Below are 18116 nucleotides of genomic sequence, written 5' to 3' on the forward strand. Positions count from 1 at the left end.
TCCTAATGCTTTTCTTAAATCAAATATAATGTTTATCTAATTTATTTTCTATAGTCGACAGGAATATCTTTTTCTTTAATAAAATATATATCCCCACTACTTCTAGTACAGGCTACATAAAATTTTCGTAGTGTCTGAGGGGCCAATTCGCCTAATTGATTATTTACATATTTTTTAAATGTAGTATCATTTAAAATTACGCAGACATTCTCATAAGTCATCCCTTTAGAATTCCCCCAGTTTTCACCATTTACATTAAATTTAACTGATTTTTGATAAAATAGCTTCTTGATATTATTATTTTCAAGTATTTTCTTTATTTTCTCAGCATCAGCGATATACGTTATTTCTGATGTAGTGTCATTTGCTGATTCTATATTTATTCCTAAATTATCTTTTATAAAATTACAGACAGTTGAGGTGCATCTATGACTTTTTACTAATGTTGTTGTATCAAAGTAGTATCCTGCTTCTTCAATTATTTCCTTATAGGTTGAGAAATTATTATATAGATTTCCCAAATGATTTCCTCGTCTACTTGAAGCAAAAGTTGATTGGAAAAAGTCACCAACTAGCGTTACTGGTATTTCTAAATCTTTCAAGGAGAGCATCCATTTAAAATCGTCCGAGGCTAAGTCTTGCATTTCATCAATAAAAACTTCATCAAAATACCTATCCATTCTTTGTTTGAAACTTAATAAATTTTCTAGTATATATTTTGCCATTCTATTATGGAATATCTTATTTTTATTCCTAGTAAAAGGACTAGTATTTCTAAAATGCGGTATCTCATAGGATATATCTCTAATTGGATAAGGACATAATGGTTTAATAATGAACTTCAATAAAAACTCAAAATATCCATATATGAAAATATTCGAGGGTAGATATCCAAATTTGTTAATTATCTTCTCCTTTAAATTTTCCTGATTTGCTGTTGTATATGTTAGTATTAAACTTTTTTTACCATCTGATGATAATTGATCAATTATATAGCTTGTTTTACCAGACCCCGCAACCGCATTAATTACTGTTTTATTATTTAACCGGTTATCCATTGAATCGCTTCCTCAATATATGGTGGTATTTTGAATTTTTCCAAATTTGTATCAGGGTTTTCATCAGTGAATAAGCATAATAGTCTGAAGGCAGACTCAGCCTTATTATTTAGCATATAACTTTGAACTCCGTTAGTCATGGATGCATTCTCTAAATAACTATCTATAAACGAACCGTTATATTTATATAAACTTACTTCAAAAGTATGATTTAAGTTATCTTTATCAGCAAAAATCTCTACATTATCCGATCTAAAGTCCGAATAGGTTTTAGTTATATTATTTTCATAATCATGGTCATTATCTGTGATAACAACTACCTTTTTATTCAACAGTTTTGCTATTTCCAGATACCTTTTAAAAGTCTTACCTCCACAAGATATAATAGATACATTATTATTATACGGCTCATCACCAGTCAGGTAATTATAGAATTCATTTAATAGAATATACTCTGCGTCTCCTTCTACTAAAATAGCCTTCTTGGAAAGAATGAAGTTTAAAACGTTATTATCTGGTGCCTTTTTGAAAAATTTTGCAGTTTCTATTTTTAATTCATTTAAATTCATAATGCGATTTTCGCTAAAAAATATTGCATTCTTTAAATCTAATCTAGAGGCAATCATATTACTATGTGTAGCTATAAATGTTTGTTTTTCATCACCTGCTGTGATTACTTTATCAATAAGTTTATGCATATTTAGATGACTTAAATGATTTTCCGGTTCTTCAATAAGGATAATCTCAGAATTATCTCTGGCGTTTGAAAGCAAAAATTCGGTATTAATAAACATCTTTTCCCCCTGACCCAGATTTTGGATTATAATACCTGATTTTTCAACTGTAATATTTTCTTGAAAACTATCTTCATTTTCGGTGTTTAATTTAATTTTTATATCATCTGTGGCATCTAAGTTAAACTCTGAGTACAAATTATCTGAAAATTGATGGGTAATATCTCTATATCTGTTATTGATTCTTTGTCTTAACGTTCGATCCGTCTTACTTTCGTATATACGTTTAATATAATCTTTCATAGCATAACTAGAATTTACTTTTGAACTATCCAGATAAGAGTACTTTATGTGGTCTGGATATCTCTTATAACTACTATATGCTCGGTCTGAAAAAGTTCGAAATTCAACATTATAATATTCAAAAGGGAATATATTTGTACTTTCTAGTGATTTTATTATTAAATCTGAATACTCTTCATTCGGACTTATAAGTAATCTTAGGCCGTTCTTTTCTAGATTAGTGGAATTCTTCTTCCCGTTAATTTCATGATTTATTACTTCATCCGTTATAAATAATTCAACTTCAACCACTGGTAACTTATCATATTTTTTATCACCATTCATAAATTCATTAATTGCATCTATATTAAAAAGATTATGTAATCCTATTTTTTCTATAGCAGAATAACTGCCACTTAAAACACAGGAAATAGCTAATAAAACTGAAGATTTCCCAACTCCATTTTCTCCAATCAAAATATTTCTACCTTTGTTAAAAGGTATTACCTGTTCTTTAAATCCCTTAAAATTATGTAATCTTATTTTCTCTATCAACTTATTCACTCCAAACTATTTACATTTTATCCCGGCAACATCCCTCAAATTCACTCTACATATTTATCCTCTGAATATCAAAGTATATAGAGAGGAGTTATTCTACTTCACATCAACATCCAAACCCTCTTAATAGGAATCTCCTTCTTAATTTCATCACTAAGCTTTTCGTAGTTCTCAAAGATTTGTTGAATAATAGTTTTCGAGTCCCAAAGACGAACTTTAAAGAACTGCTTAGGAATTTCTTTCGTAACAGATGATTTAAATCCACTCCATGAAACTAACAAGCCGAATTCAGCACTATAATTGCTCATAGTTCCAATTAATTGGTCCAGAGTAGGTCTATCAAGAGGCGTGTCAGATGTTTTTACTTGAACACAAATTTTTGGATCTCCAAAACCAAGTGTATTGGAAGCCGCTAGTATATCTACACCGTGATCCGCACCCTCTGGACTTCTATACGTAGTAAATCCTTTTGCTTTCAAGATTTCCTCAACCAAGTTTTCCATCTTATGTCCTTTAAATCGTTGAATAATCCTCTCAGAAATTTGGTCATAAATATATTCTTCTAAATCAATCGAAACCGTTTCTTCATTCTCCTCTACTAGTTCCTTCACATTCTTATTTTTTGGTACATACCAATTATTGTTACGCATTGCTCTTATACGTTCTTCTGCATTATTTCTATGTATTTTGCATACCGTCATAAAGGCTCCTAGTGAATATAATATATCCTGATCAAAACGATCCCTTGGTATATCTTTTGCAATCCAGTTTACATTTCGATAATGATAATAGGGACTTCCAAGTAATTCATCATACACATAATCACCCGTAACTTCACCTATATGTATAGTACGATTAAATTTAGAGGGCAATACAACTAAATCTCCAAGTTCCATTGAATGTGCTATAGGCCAAATTTGAGAAGCCCAATTTATTGCTGTTTTTTCTTTATCCAGATCATAATGTTGTATTAAGCTTTTATATAGGCTTTCTTTAGATTCAATTATTTTGAGATTGATATTAAGGTCATCCCAGGTAAGATAGACTCTTCCATCATCTAGGAATTTATTTTCAAATTCTCCTTGTTTACCTGCACGAAATAACCAAACTGTCATTTTAAAACCTCCTCTGATAAACCCATCCAAATCATATTCATTTCCTAAATTTCTTATCCCTTCTTAAATACTATTATAACATTCTTAATAAACCAAATTATGGTATGGGAGCTATCGCTAAATATTCAAATACTAGAAATACCACTAGAAAGAATACAAAAAGAAGGCAACATCCTGTAAAGATGTCCCCTTCTTATCATTAATTATTAAGTAAAAGCTCAAGAAATTTCTTTGACTGTCTCTTTAGCACAAACATTTAACACAATTTCATCATTTAAAACCGTATCGATATCCTAATATATTACGTGATACTTATAAGTAGAAAAATTTCTATAGTAGGTTATAATGTATATTACATCTTTAATTAGTTGTCTAATGAATTGCAATAAGCCAGCATTTTAAAATGCTGGCTGTTGTAATCTCTTCTGATAGTCCGCACGCTTTTGTGAAAGCTAATTAGTATGAGTAGAAAGAAAAAACAAATACGAAATATATTTTTCATCTTTTTATACAAAAACTTTTTTACTTAATTCAGTACGGGATTTGTGTAAAAACTTTAGGTTTAGTTAGGTAATTTATACGAATCGCAAATTCTAATTAGATAAAGAGCCTAAGTTCTTGTACCAAGATTCTTTATTTCGGGTTTTATTAATCTTCCTCTGAATTCTGCTTAATACCAATACCATAATGATCTAAACCCATCGTTAATAAAAGGTTTACAAGCACATTGATTTTCATAGATTTATCTTTGCTTAATTGCTTAATTGTCTTATATAGATTTTCTGTTAAAAAGAACGTCTTTTTTTCTGAAAGTGAATCTTGATGTATTTCTAAGTAATCCCTAAATAGAGTTAAATACTTATCCCTATTTTCATCGCCGTAATCTCTACGATTTTCCTTTACTTTAATGTAGGCTATGTTAAAGTTTATTGTTGATATATAGGGTAAAAAATTAGAACTTCCGTTTTTTGGAAGTTCTATTAGTAATAACGTCTTCTTCAACTAACGCACCCGTTACTTTAAGTGCATTAATTCACAATCTCTTTTTATATATTCCGTCTTTACCATATACATATAGAAACATCCCTCGCATAAACACAGGACCAATGATAGTTTTGCCTTTTTCATCTGTTAATTGTATTTTTTCCTTTGGAGTGATTGTCCTATTTTTTATTCGAAAACGCATTATTGTATTCATATCTACCTGACCAATTAAGCCAGTTTGGTCGAACACAAATTGTTGAATTGTATCGTCACCTTCTATACGGTAGCGAATAGTCTCTTTCATCTCATTAAGTTGAACAAGAAAAAAATCATCATAGTAAAAGAAATTTACGTCCTTTGAACTTACAACATTCAAGGCGTAACAATCAATAATTCCATAATTACCTGCTCCCCACAATTTTTGACCATTTATCCCATAAGCAATAAGACCTTCACTACCCATAGGCTGTTCCCATCCAAAATTACCAAATACTCCTTCATCAAAATAACTCACCCAAATTGTATCTGTTTCATCAATTTGTACGTGTTCAATGCCATCTCCGAGTGTGAAGGCTTCAATTAGTTGCCCGTTTGGGTTGTATCTTCTTGCATTTCGTTCAATATATGTACCATCTTTTAAACAACGACCTTGTACAATAAGTAAAGTACCGTCTGAAAATAAATCTACTTCTGTCGGTATAAGAGGAACATTCTTTAATTCAATTGTTTCTATACTATTGCCTTTAATAATTTGGATGGTCCAATTGTTTTTTGGTACAGGACGTTGAAAGAAATCTAATTCTTGTAAATTACTCTCAATAAGTAGTAACGTTCCATCTTTTGTTATTTGACCATCTATAAAATTTAAACTTGAGGAATAATCAATACACTTTTGTAATACTAATTTTTCTATTTCAATCACCCTATTCTAATTGTAAAAGGTATATATTCATTTTAATTTTACATAAAAACCCAACTTCTTGTTAAACATTCCTGCCCCGTTAGTTGAACAAGCATCAGTGTTTATACAGCAAATTTATTTAACCTAAGTGTATCATAGGTTTCTGAATTCTGTACTAAATTCCCTTTAATAATCAAGTCATTCATTGTTACTTCATTTCTTTGGTGATGGATACTTTCCAAGACCTGAAACCAAGTAAGGTAATTGTTTAAATACTTGGTCGCAACACCATTAAATCGTTGCATCCAACCTTTTAGTCTTCTATGATAATTATTCACGTTCTGGATGTGATAAAGCCCCTTAGTACGAATCTTACCATCGGACTTGAATTGGTAAATATCCATTCCTTTTTCAGCAGCATATGTTTTAAATGCACGCCAAGAATCCGTGCATAGTATATTTTCACTTGAAAGCCTATGCCCGATGGCTTTGTCTAATTGGTCTTTGGTTAACCTACCCATACCTAATATCTGCGAAAAGGTGGTTTTATCACGGTCTCTTGCAACCAACACGCAAACTTGTTCATTGCTTATACCACGTTTCTTCGCAGAACCACCACGCTTACGTGGTTTTCTACCTTTAATTTTTCTTTGTCCTTTTTCTGAGTACAAGAAATAGGTCTCGTCCATTTCAACGATACCTTCAAAATTTGGTATTTCCATTTTTTTTAACGATGATAGTAGTTTGTGCCTCCAATAAAATAAAGTGACGTGAGTAATGTTGCCAATTAAGTTAGCAGACTTTCGAAGAGAATAACCTTCAATCATACACTCAATAAATTTAATCCACTGGTTAAGGTGACGAGTTCGATAAAGAACTGTATTTGTGAGGTCAGTGAATGTCTTTTTACAAGCCTTACAGCGATAGCGTTGCTTTTTGACCTCTTCGCCATCAACAATTGTTGTATATTTGCCAAATCGAACAATATGTTCTGATGTACAATCAGGGCATTCATAGCCATTCTTATTCTTACGTTCAGATATTTCGTGAAGAACGGTTCCAGTCGAACTTGAAGCAGTGAGTGCATCAATTAAATATTCGCGTAACCTGTGCTTCTCTGCGGGATTTAGTTTTTGAATGGCTTTAAGGATTTCAGTCGCTCTCACAATCATCACCAACCCTATTGTAGTTAGTTCAATTATAGAACATTTGTTCTCGGAATTCAATTATCAACAACTAACTTTAACAGAGCCTTAATGTAAGGTTTATCTTCTTTTAACCGCTTAATCGTTTTAGTAATATCTCTTGTTAGTGATTTTTCTTTGACAATACCTCTATACACCCACTCAAAACTTTTTTCATCGTATTCAACAGCTGCATTAGTTAATTTTAATTTTAATTGTGTTGGACTCATTCCTAGTTGTTCTGCTAATTCTTCCAATTTTTGACCTTCGTTCAGTCTTTCAATAACCTCTTCAATTAACATTGACATACCTCCTCAAAGTTTTAAATATTATAACTTTGAAAAGGTCATATTCTAATAATTATTGTTGATTTATTTGAATAAATGCACTTTATATTCCTATCGATTTCCCATTAAATACTTTTATTATGACGGTCAAATTCTTTTCAAGTTTGGAATGAATTTTTGTCCTATTCCGATAATAATCCATTCCTAATCTACATTCGATCGTAATTGGAATAAATTTCAATCCAATTTATGTTTGATTCTCAGTAACCTATAGTCTTTCTTGTGTTTCTAATTACAGTTTCATAACCTTAATTGGGTATACCATAACATACCCAATTGAGGTTATGAACAAACTCATAGCCCTTACATCGAACAATCCCTGATATTATCGCTTTTTTGCAATATAAATCCGCACGAAATACACAACAATAATACTCTAAGAAAATCTAAAATGACTTAATATCAATGATTTTTTTGGACCAATTTTGACAATAGTCTTACGATAGTAAAACAGATTTAAAACCACTCAATATATTTATAACTTTTAGAGTGTGCTTGTTCTCTTTGAAACAAAAAGAATTATTTTAGACAAAACTATGAGAGCTACAGCACATACTGGAACAGTTACTGGCAATAGAAATAGCGTATAAATTGACGCCCGCCTTATATTTCGACAAATTTTATACGAATTATAGAGAGTCAAGGACCAAAAATGAATGTTCCCCAAAAATGGAAGAGTGGCGGAAAAAATAAAATGACAACGGTTAAATTACCTAACAGGCCAAGTTTCCCAACTATTTTAGTAATTGAATCAACTTCATTAAACCTTAATAAAACCCAACCCATACACGCGACAATTAAACCTATAACACTAATTAAATAAAAAGTAATAAATGGTGAACTTAGTAAGGAAACGCCGATAAAATCACTTGATACCGCAAGCAATAAGAGTATAAATCCTAACCAACTACACAATCTCACAAATATCTTTTCCAAAAAACTCACCCCATTAAGCAAAAGTCAATCTTTTTGTTTTTTCGCTTGTTTGAATTAAACAAATTTTTTTCTATTGTAGCATACGTCAAATAAAAAATCTTTCCGGTTAATAACTAGAAAGCTATTTCAAATGTTTAGGACACTATGTCCTAAACATCCTCGTTACTAGGACTAGTTACTATCATCTATAACGTTTACCTAAGTCTATTTTTATAGGATAAAGAGAGCTTGTTTGATATAGACAAATTTAATAGGAAACGATTAATAGTATCCAACATTCGAAACAAAAAGAGATGACCACTGTCCTTTGACAGCAGCCATCTCCTATTCTGTTTCTTATATACTATGCATACCAATCATTCCCCCGTCTGGAAAGATTAATCGATTACTTTCATCAAACTTTAACTCCTCTTTTGCAGAGAAAAAATAGAAGGAATCACCACTTCCCATCTTCTCTACTTCCTCTTTGTACCGGATTCGAAAAATAGCTTGTACCTCCTCTAAAGACTCTGCATCAATTACTGTAAATAATTCATCCTTTTCCTTCGTACTTTTTACGACGTAGTAAGATTCCATGTTCTACTCCTCCATTTCATTCATTTTTATAAAATAAAAAACATCGATAAGAGTGCTAACGATCGTAATCGCCGCACATCTTACCGATGATTTTTAACCAATTCTATGGACCCAAAAGGCCTTTAATTTTGTTATTGATTAAGTAAAAGTAAATAAAAATATCATTACATTATTATTCTAACTTGTAACATTCTGTATTTTAAGCCTTCTTGTAACTATCTTCAAAATCTATTTTTTTAAAACATCTTTGAATTTGAATGATATGAAAGTATAAGATTAATTGAAAGAAGGAAAATGCTAGTGTAACTAAATAACGCTTCACTTAACAATAACGCAGTGGGAGTAAAAATAGGCTAAACAAACTGTATAACCCACTCCATTCCACTAAATATCAAGCATTGTTCTTATTCATGCCTTTAAATTGGACATTTATGACCATGAACTGCCCAGTTAAGGAAATGGAGTATACATTTGATATTTATTGATTCATAATAGATTGTAAATAGCTTAGTATGTAATAATGAAATCATACGAATCCAAAGCAAGGTGAAGTTAATGGACTTCTTTAAACTTATTTTTTACATCAATGCGATGGCAATCAGTCTGAATGTAGCAGCAACCTATTTAGTTATTGTAAATCTGATTTTAAATCAACCAATACACCCTTTTTTAATTTTAGGTTTAATTGTTGGTTATGGAGTGATGATTAAGTACAACTTCGTGTTTCATGAACTGTGGGATAAATGGTTTAATCATAAGAAGTAAGAGTGGAATAGTATCCAATAATACTCTTTTTCTTAGATTTATTGAAAGTGAAAGAGGTGTTCAGAAGTGGACTATTTCATGCTGTTGCGAAATGAAAATGTATCAGATTTAGACGTATTTTTAAAAACACATGACGTGAATGAGGAAATAAATGAACAAAGCCTCTTATATTGGGCGGTTCATGAAAATAATTTCACATAGGCTTATTCATCATGGTGTCGATGTCAATAAGAAAGATAAACTAGGTAGAACTGCACTTCACATTGCCTGCTATTTTGGTTTTGATGATATTGCAGAACTTCTATTACAACATGGTGCAGTAGCAGATACTACCTGTTTTAAAAGGGCATCTAGTGGCTGGGATGGCCATTATCAATCAGAAATAATAGAATTGCTTAAGGAGTATGTTTAGTAACTAAATCAGAAGCTAAAATTACCGATATAATAGTATAACAAGGAAGTGGGAGAAACACAGTTATCAACAACTCTACATATGAAAGGTGGGTAATTGATGAATAAACCTAGAGATAACAAAGAGTTCTGTCCATATTGCAATGCTGATCTGCAAGGAAAAGATATCCCGGAAAAAATACGTCATCACTATGGTAGTGCGACGCACGGTTCACGAAAGATTGCAATTTATAGTCGTGAGGAAGACCGAACCCTGAAGTGGCAGTGTCCTGATTGTGGAGGGGAATGGGAGCAATGATTGGAGAGACTACATCTCAGCTAACAAATGTGAAGGCCGGCTTTTACTTGTTGTATTCATAATTGAACAGCTTCTGCTAATATAGCTTGTCTTATAGTCCAATGAAGGGCATTTTTTGTAACTACATCAATACTTATACCAAGCATATCTTCCAGTTCATGCTTAAACCGAATCAGATCAAATAAACTTCTTTCTGGATCAATATCAACTAGAAAATCATGGTCGCTATTTTGTCCACCTTCCAATCTTGCTACCGAGCCAAATACTCGTATGTTATCAATCCCATGCTTCTTTCCAATTTTTATGATTAATTCACGCTTTTCTTTAAGAACGTCACATAACACCGTTCATCCCTCATTTTTTGCCCACTTAAACCTGTCCATTCAATTCTACGCTACCTATAAATTCCTCATACTCCATGTCATCTTTATCTTGATTGCACTTAATGCAAGTACAAACACAGTTTTGTGGGGTGCTTAAGCCGCCTTTTGCTCTGGAAACTTTGTGATCAATTGTATCAACGTATGCGATGTTCTTTATAATCCCGGCAAAATAATTTCCATTCCAATTATCTTCCAATACGCAATAATATGTTTCAAAATATGGTTTACTCAATATTAATACTAAATTTTTCTGAGGATATTATATCAAAAATGGCGGTAATGGTGTGTTATTGCAGCAAAAAACCCTTGCTGAATTATCAAGAAACTTGAACAAATGGAAACAAAAATATGGCGTCAAGCGAATTGAGTTGTTCAGTTCATATAGTCGCGAAAAGCAAAATGAATCAAGCATATTGATTTAATCGTTGAGTTTAACGATTCGGACCTATCTTTTGATCATATATAGAATTAAAATTTGAACTTGAGGATTGTTTTCAGAAGTCGATAGATTTGATGATAGTAAATGATATTAAACCTGCTTTAAAACAGAGTATTCTAGGGAGTGCAATATTTGCAGAAGAAGCCTAGATTGTCATGGAATTATTAGCAAACCTAGATAGTAAAGAGATCCAATTACTGATAAGATTCATTCGAGAAGAAATGGAATACTATTAAACTCAAAAGTCTTTGAAGAAATTTCTTTAAAGTCTTCTATGTCATTTATTTCGCTACTTGCGTTCGTTAAGAATATAAATATACATACATGCAGAAAATATCAGCATTCCAAAACTAATAACACCTAACCCCATTCCAATCCATCTACCGATAAAAAAGGAACTAAGTAAAACGGACACAAAGAATACAATTGTTATATTTGCAGCTCTTGTTTTGTCTTTTACTATTAGTAAACTAAATACAAATACCACCATATTCGCAAGAAAGCCTATCAAAATTGGTATTAAAATATCCATTTTATCTTTCTCCTACTTTTATTTAAAATATATATACTTACTTCCATACTAAAGTATAAATAATGGGTAGTGAAGATATATATCTAAGATTAGAGCCTTGTTGAAATCTAGCGTTATGTGTATTCAATTCCAACTCTTATAGTTAAAAATAGTAATAAATATCTATAAATATGATGTTGAAAATATAAATAAATTTTGAAATAATGAAGTTTGCAAATCTGGAAAGGAGTCGTGATAGATCTTGAAGAAAAAAATCTTTCTAGCTGGATTAATAGCGATGATTTTAGCTGTTATGACCGCATGTGGTTCTGAACCTAGTAGTGATGCAGCAAATGAACAGGACACAGAAGAAACCGTAGAAGAACAACCAAATGATTATTCTACAGATCCAGAAAAACCAATTGTATCGAATGGATCTAGTTCAAACAGTGAAGACACCACTGTAAATAAAAATAGCACCCAGTCCATTGAAAATGATACTAATACGTCCGAAACCAATGATAGTAATATAGAAGCAGACCCTTCGAATAATCAAATAAAGGAAGAAAGCATTCATCTTTCTAGCGGAAGTGAAGCAATTCAATATTTGGCAAAGGAATTAGAAATGGAAAATAATGAGGATATTATTTTTGATGACATGGGTGGTTCCTTAGAAGATGATGCACAAGGTTCTTATTACACGATAACATTATATTCAAAAGAACTGAAAGAAGCTGGTGGTTCTGGTACCCTCGAAAGTTATAAAGTGTATCAAAACGGAAAATATGAACTACAATGATGTTTCTGTTAGAATGGAACTATAGGTGGATCAAAAAATCCACCCTAACTTCTCCTACAAAGTTAAACGGGTGGATTTTATTTTTCTTTATTGAATTCATGGACAACTAACTATTATAAAAGCAGTTTCTGTTGGACAATTCGAATAAAGTGATGTTCTCTTACTTTATTATCTACGATTTCATAGACATACACTTTACTCTTAATAGCCTCATAATCCCCTTCTACCGATTGTCGTTGGAATTGTTTGATATCATTCGTTACGACAATTAAACGACTTTCTCCATCTGCTTCTTCACTAATAAAATCAATCAATCCATAAGAAGGCTGTTTTCTAACATTCATTCTACCTTGACTTAATTCGTATTCTTCAATTACATGTAAATAGTCATCTGATATAACTCGACCACATTCTACATTAGTAGGCTTTACTTTAAATTGAGCAATTCGCTTTACTGGTTTTAATTGAATGGAACGTTCTCGATCTATCTCATTCAAACGTTCTTTACTTCGATCTTCCATCTCATCTATTTGAGCATAGGTTTGATTAATTAAAGCACTGTTTTTACCACCGATATTTTCCTCTTGATATTTTTGTAAACGTTCTTGCAGAGTCTCCATTTGATCTTCAAATGATTTTCTAAGGAAAACACGTTTTCTATTAGTGTATTCCTCGCGCTTTCTTTGTGTAGTTTTTAGTAATTTTCTTGCTTGTTGAATGACATAACGTTTAATATCTTGATCCTCTTTCTCATAGATCTTGATTACTTCTAAGGATTGGTGAAAAAGTAAGTATGGTGATATTTGTACAAACTTACCATTTTCACGTTTACCGGTTAACATCAAATTCTGCTCCAGCTCTCTACCATTACCGTCTATAATAGAAACTTGATCTAACTCCATAATCATTGGTTCCGTTATGGAAGCATTTACTTCATATAACGGCAGTATGGTTTGCTGCATTTCTTTTGCGGTTAACTTCATGACTAAGTTAAACAATGGATCATCGTTCTCGATCATTGGGAGTTTATCCGTTTCTTTTGCTGAGGTGAGAGCAAATCGTATGGAGTTATCAAATTGAAACATCAACTTTTGGTCACGAGCAAAGTCACGAATACGTTTTGGGAAACGATCAATCCGAGCTATGGTTTGGTCATTCGATACACTCATTCGTGTTCTAGTATTTTTTAATCCATTCACAACAAAACGTCCATAAAAGCGTGTTGGAACACTATGCATGGATACTTCATCAAACGAACGCTTTGCACCTGGCAAATCAAAATTGTCATCTAAACGTTCATTTTGGGCAAGTTCAAGCAGTCGCTTATGTTCTTCTGATAACGTTTTCTCCATATGTTCGATAATTTCATCCAAATTTTCACGATCTAAGATGGCTTTTTCCATGACGGAAGATAAATCTGCTTGTTTATCCTCTAGAACTTCGCCAACAAAGTCATAGACTAGATCTTGTCCAAGGTCTTCACGCATTTGTTCCATTTTTGTTAATAACCTCGTTAACACATCACCTTCACGTGTATTGGTAGCAACTAAGTTAAATACAAACACCTCATTCTTCTGACCAATACGATGAATACGCCCCATCCGTTGTTCCAATCGATTTGGATTCCACGGAATATCATAATTTATCATTTGGTTACAAAATTGTAGGTTGATGGATTCACCACCTGCATCGGTAGCAATCATAATTTGAACGTCATTTCGGAACTTCTCGACTTCCTCTTGTCTTCGGTCCATCGAAAAGTCTCCAACGATTTTAGCTATATCCGGTACATAGGCTTTTAGTTTCTTCTCTAGATAATTTAATGTATCTTTGGATTCGGTAAAAATTAAGATTTTTTCACCTTTTGCCAATAAACCGCCTGCACCAAACAATGTCTTTTCTAGCTCTAAATATTTTCGTTCATTTTCATTTTGTCTGATTACATTTGCTTTGCGAATCAATTGATCCAGCATTTCGATTTCTGTTTGTAATTCATCATAATCTAGTTCTTCAAATTCACCCTCGGCATATTCCTCTAGTAATTCCTGTTCTTCTAACGATATATCTTCATAATCTTCATATTCTAGCATGATTTGTTCTGCTTTTTGCCCTGTTTCTAATACACGTTGTAGTCGTTCTTTTCGTCGTACTAAAGATAGATAAATTGCTTCGGTTGAAGAACTTAGCCGTCTTTGTAAAATCATCATAGCAAAAGCAACATTAGGTTTATTGTTTTTCTTCGCACGATTAAAATAGTGCCGAACATATTCTGTTACCGCATCATATAAATCAATTTCTGCTGGACTTAAGTTAAATCCTAGTGTTTTTGTCGTACGTTTAGGGAACAACGGCGTGCCATCAAAATTAACCATGTTTTCCTTTAAACGACGAATGACATAAGGGTTACTTTTTTCAAAAATGGAGTCCCCTCGATTGAGATTAGAAAATATATCCGGATCAATTAGACTCATTAAGTGACGAAAGTTCTCTTTGTCTCCTTTATGCGGAGTTGCGGTTAATAGCAAGGTGTGTTCTGTATGCCTTAATAAAGTTTCTCCAAGTTGAAACATTTTTGTACGCTTCACTTTTCGTTTCTTTTGACCAACGGTATATGCTGCCATTTTATGCGCTTCATCCACAATCACTAAATCAAAATGAGCATTTATAATCATATTTTTAATGTCCTCACGAGAAGCCCAATACATCGAGACAATGATTTGTTGGTGCATCTCAAATGGATTCATCTCTCCGGATGCTTTTAAATAATCACGGGTAATGATTAAAAAATCCTCATCAAATTTTTCTTTTAACTCTGCTTGCCACTGTTTCAACACAAGAGGTGGTACTAAAATTAATGTTTTTCGAACCATATTTCGGGCTTTTAGTTCTCGGATTAGCATTCCTGACATAATCGTTTTACCAGCACCAGGGTCATCTGCTAGCAGATATCGTACTTGTGGAGCTTGAAGCATTTTGCTATAGACGGCCTCGATTTGATGTGGAAGAGGGATCATATTCTTATTCCCACGCGCTCTTGATTGGGAATATTCTCGTTCCGTTTTTAATACATGATATTGCAAATAATGCTGAAAACGATCCTTTAAATTATCCGATGCGTCTTCTTCAGAATATCGCTCCACTTCATACAGCTGATAACTCTCCAGATAGTTTTCAAAGAATTGATTGGATTCTCGTCCAACTGCTTCTACTAAATATAAATCTTCATCTATCGTTTCGATATGTTTAATCTGAACTGGCTCTGGCCAAAAGGAAGCTCCTACAATTTCCCCTTTTTTAAGCACAATTACACCTTCTTTTCCTTCTCAAACTTAATACAATGCCTCGTATAAGCGTAAAACAAACTCTTCTTCTAAATAAGGCTCTGTTCCTTTCTTCGTAACATGCTCGATTCTTAATGTACACGTCTCACCAATTTTATAATGTTTTTCAATCAAACTAAATTCAACTTGTCTATTTCGGTCCTTATTTTCTCCTTTTAAATCAAATACGAGTTCCACTTCATTTGAAATACGTTCATCCCCTTGATAGAACGCTGCACGCACTTTACGTGATGTATATTCATCGGACACACTCTGCTCTTGATAAAAGGAAATCGGCACACGGTAGTTTGTAATTACTTTTTGTACCATCGCAACTGCAATATCAACAGGCTGTGCTTTTTCAATACGGCGATAGTCGATTAATGGTACAACAGCTTCTTGTGGTAATGCACCGCCATGAATGAATTGTAGACCGCCACCTGTTTTAAATCGGTTCAACCCTTTTGCTAAAACGACTTCAACATTTTTTAATGGGGTTTGTTCTTCCTCTAACTTTATTGCTCCTTCAGGAATGGATAGTTGGTTTCCAATCGCAAATCTACGATTACCGTCCATCACTTGACCTTCCACAGCTGGGATTTTCCCATATTCTTCAATTTGTTTAAATTGAAATAAAAAACCGTGATCTGCGGTTATAAAAATCCGTTTTGCTTGCAGTCGTGATAACCGATCAACCGCATAATTTAGATCTTGAATGGCCTGGTGAACCGCTTCATAGGTTTCTCGTTCTGACTTCGCTGAATCTCCTAATGCATCTATATGGTCATGGTATAAATAAACTAACCGTTTTCCTCTTAATACCTGTTCAGCTTCAGTCGTTTTCATATCGAGTAATGCTTTTAATTTAAGTACTTCGGTTTGTGGTTCAACAGATTGTAAGATTTTACGTCGGTTATCCAAACCCTTTGTTGATTGACCGTCTGCATAAACTACTTTATTCTCATCCACGGTTAGTTCTCGATGTGGTAATAGAGACGCCATCCCTAGTTGTGTATATGTTGGATAGCTGGCAGCCATCGGTTGGATCGTGGATGTTCCATTTTCCCTTTCTTCTAATTGGGTATGTAGTTCATGGGCTGCTTCGTATCTTAAAGCATCGGAAATAATAACAAATACCCTTGTTTGTTCTTTTTCCAATATAGGACGTATGTGTTGGGCAAAAAACCTTCGTTGTTGCATCAAAGTTGATATATAACCTTCCGTTAGCTTATAGTTTATCTCTTCTGATATATGACGTAAGAACTTATTTTCGTACCAATTTGTTAATCGACTTGCAATCTCTTCTAACATTTCCTTTGATTCTAGTTTAGTAAAATCATACATAAAATGACGATATGCTTGATCAACTTCAAATACGTATGCTGCGTAACTTTCGTATAAATCATCTTCCTGATACATACGTTTAATGGTTAATTTCAATTGCTCCAGCCGTATTGCTTGATATAAGGTGTTATATACGGCATTTAATTGGCCTTTTGATCCCCAATGGGTTGGTAACCGTTGTTCAATTAAAGATAATCGATTACTTACATGAATGGTTTGATGAAGAAGTTCATCGATACATTTTTCTATAATAAATGCATCGACAACAGGGAAAGTATCTACCATTGTGAAATTATCTAACTCTTGTTGTGAAAGGACTTCTCTTAATCGATTTACTCTTTCCCAATCTATAATGTGTTCTTCTAATACTTCTTTGTCACTACGTTGTAGCCATTCTTCAATAAATAATGCACAGACGTTAGGTGAGGATGAGGTCCACTTATCTTCCCACTCATCTACAGAAAACTGCGCATTTCGCCTAAAATGTTGATAGATTAAGACATTCATTAATTCGACTAATGGTTCTTCCGCCTGTTCTAATGATATACCGAAATATCTACCAATAATCTCAAATGCTCGTTCTAATGAAAAATTACGCTTTAATTGTTTCATCAAGTCATTTTCTTGTATGTGTAATTCTTGTAAAAGAAGTTGGCGTGTAATTAACCGAATATCTGGCACAGGCGCTTTGGTTAACACCGCCATCATACTCAATTCAAATTGGTTTTGGTCAGCTTTTTGAGGTAATACTTTTGCCAATCTTCTTTTCCGTTCTTTACTTCCAAAGAACAAAGGATATTGTTCCATCATTGGACGTAAAACATGATCTGACACTTGTAAGGTTTCGGATAACAAAGCAGTTTCATCTGCTTTAAATTCAGCACTATATAACAAGATATCCAACAACATATTATCTGCATCTTCCGGTCTTGGCCCATCGGTATAGATTAGAAATGATTGATTTGGTTTCTCTAGTTCTATTTCAACTTTTAATTGGAAAAAGTTACGTTCATTTACATACCTTACTTCTACCTCTTCTAATTGTTCTTTAAGTTCTTCCACATCCACTTGAGCTTGTGCATCATACCAAAATACTATGGCACGCCCTTTTGTTTCTTTCTCTTGCTGTATTTTTTCTTGTAATTTCTCTATTACATTCATGGCTTCC

Annotated in this window: 16 protein-coding genes and 2 pseudogenes; 3 read left to right on the forward strand and 15 right to left on the reverse strand. The window is 32.9% G+C overall.

The annotated features are described in order from the left end of the window. Positions 1-41 precede the first annotated feature (41 nt). The 9 genes from CEF20_RS14820 to CEF20_RS14855 form a co-directional block, all read right to left on the reverse strand. Positions 42-1058, reverse strand: coding sequence for a hypothetical protein (locus CEF20_RS14820; protein WP_040036768.1), 1017 nt, complete (start codon positions 1056-1058; stop codon positions 42-44). Next, positions 1043-2629 (reverse strand): ATP-dependent nuclease, encoded by a 1587-nt coding sequence (locus CEF20_RS14825; protein WP_157796309.1) that lies wholly within the window; start codon positions 2627-2629, stop codon positions 1043-1045. Before CEF20_RS14825 ends, CEF20_RS14820 begins: the two co-directional genes overlap by 16 nt. 107 nt (positions 2630-2736) lie before the next feature. Further along, on the reverse strand, positions 2737-3750 hold the full coding sequence (locus CEF20_RS14830) for a restriction endonuclease (protein WP_100332637.1): 1014 nt from the start codon (positions 3748-3750) through the stop codon (positions 2737-2739). Positions 3751-4398: 648 nt separating this feature from the next. Then, positions 4399-4752, reverse strand: a complete 354-nt coding sequence (locus CEF20_RS14835) for a hypothetical protein (RefSeq protein ID WP_100332638.1) — start codon at positions 4750-4752, stop codon at positions 4399-4401. Positions 4753-4783: 31 nt separating this feature from the next. After that, positions 4784-5656: a hypothetical protein gene (locus CEF20_RS14840; protein WP_232713561.1), complete on the reverse strand. Its 873-nt coding sequence runs from the start codon at positions 5654-5656 to the stop codon at positions 4784-4786. 101 nt (positions 5657-5757) lie between these two features. Then, positions 5758-6801, reverse strand: coding sequence for an IS1595 family transposase (locus CEF20_RS14845; RefSeq protein WP_100332900.1), 1044 nt, complete (start codon positions 6799-6801; stop codon positions 5758-5760). 56 nt (positions 6802-6857) lie between these two features. Further along, entirely contained in the window at positions 6858-7121 is a 264-nt protein-coding gene (locus tag CEF20_RS14850) for a helix-turn-helix transcriptional regulator (protein WP_100332639.1), read from the reverse strand. A 684-nt stretch (positions 7122-7805) separates the two neighbouring features. Next, entirely contained in the window at positions 7806-8102 is a 297-nt protein-coding gene (locus CEF20_RS16745; protein ID WP_157796310.1) for a hypothetical protein, read from the reverse strand. A 336-nt stretch (positions 8103-8438) separates the two neighbouring features. Next, positions 8439-8678 (reverse strand): hypothetical protein, encoded by a 240-nt coding sequence (locus CEF20_RS14855; RefSeq protein ID WP_100332640.1) that lies wholly within the window; start codon positions 8676-8678, stop codon positions 8439-8441. A gap of 946 nt (positions 8679-9624) precedes the next feature. Between CEF20_RS14855 and CEF20_RS14865 the strand changes: the two genes are divergently transcribed. Both CEF20_RS14865 and CEF20_RS14870 read left to right on the forward strand, forming a co-directional pair. Beyond that, entirely contained in the window at positions 9625-9855 is a 231-nt protein-coding gene (locus CEF20_RS14865) for an ankyrin repeat domain-containing protein (protein WP_232713563.1), read from the forward strand. A 99-nt stretch (positions 9856-9954) separates the two neighbouring features. Beyond that, positions 9955-10152, forward strand: a complete 198-nt coding sequence (locus CEF20_RS14870) for a hypothetical protein (protein WP_100332643.1) — start codon at positions 9955-9957, stop codon at positions 10150-10152. A gap of 56 nt (positions 10153-10208) precedes the next feature. On the opposite strand, the gene CEF20_RS14875 is transcribed toward CEF20_RS14870, so the two are convergent. The 3 genes from CEF20_RS14875 to CEF20_RS14890 form a co-directional block, all read right to left on the reverse strand. Further along, positions 10209-10496 (reverse strand): nucleotidyltransferase family protein, encoded by a 288-nt coding sequence (locus CEF20_RS14875; RefSeq protein WP_100332644.1) that lies wholly within the window; start codon positions 10494-10496, stop codon positions 10209-10211. Positions 10497-10521: 25 nt separating this feature from the next. Further along, a complete protein-coding gene (locus CEF20_RS17385) occupies positions 10522-10767 on the reverse strand; it encodes an HNH endonuclease (RefSeq protein ID WP_332849204.1) in 246 nt (81 codons plus the stop codon). A gap of 496 nt (positions 10768-11263) precedes the next feature. Beyond that, on the reverse strand, positions 11264-11506 hold the full coding sequence (locus CEF20_RS14890; protein WP_100332646.1) for a YesK family protein: 243 nt from the start codon (positions 11504-11506) through the stop codon (positions 11264-11266). Between the two features lie 241 nt (positions 11507-11747). On the opposite strand from CEF20_RS14890, the gene CEF20_RS14895 reads away from it, so the two are divergent. Further along, positions 11748-12284 carry a hypothetical protein gene (locus tag CEF20_RS14895; protein ID WP_100332647.1) on the forward strand — a complete coding sequence of 179 codons (537 nt, stop codon included), beginning with the start codon at positions 11748-11750 and terminating at the stop codon, positions 12282-12284. Between the two features lie 1567 nt (positions 12285-13851). Here the strand turns inward: CEF20_RS14895 and CEF20_RS17565 are convergent. From CEF20_RS17565 to pglZ, 3 genes and pseudogenes are all read right to left on the reverse strand, one after another. Continuing rightward, positions 13852-14491, reverse strand: a pseudogene (locus CEF20_RS17565) (helicase-related protein); the annotation flags it as partial. A gap of 84 nt (positions 14492-14575) precedes the next feature. Next, positions 14576-15298: pseudogene (locus tag CEF20_RS17570) on the reverse strand (DEAD/DEAH box helicase); the annotation flags it as partial. 315 nt (positions 15299-15613) lie between these two features. Beyond that, on the reverse strand, positions 15614-18109 hold the full coding sequence (gene pglZ, locus CEF20_RS14905; RefSeq protein WP_100332649.1) for a BREX-1 system phosphatase PglZ type A: 2496 nt from the start codon (positions 18107-18109) through the stop codon (positions 15614-15616). Positions 18110-18116: the final 7 nt, after the last annotated feature.

The sequence above is a fragment of the Bacillus xiapuensis genome, assembly GCF_002797355.1.
In the GTDB taxonomy this organism is placed as follows: domain Bacteria; phylum Bacillota; class Bacilli; order Bacillales; family Domibacillaceae; genus Bacillus_CE; species Bacillus_CE xiapuensis.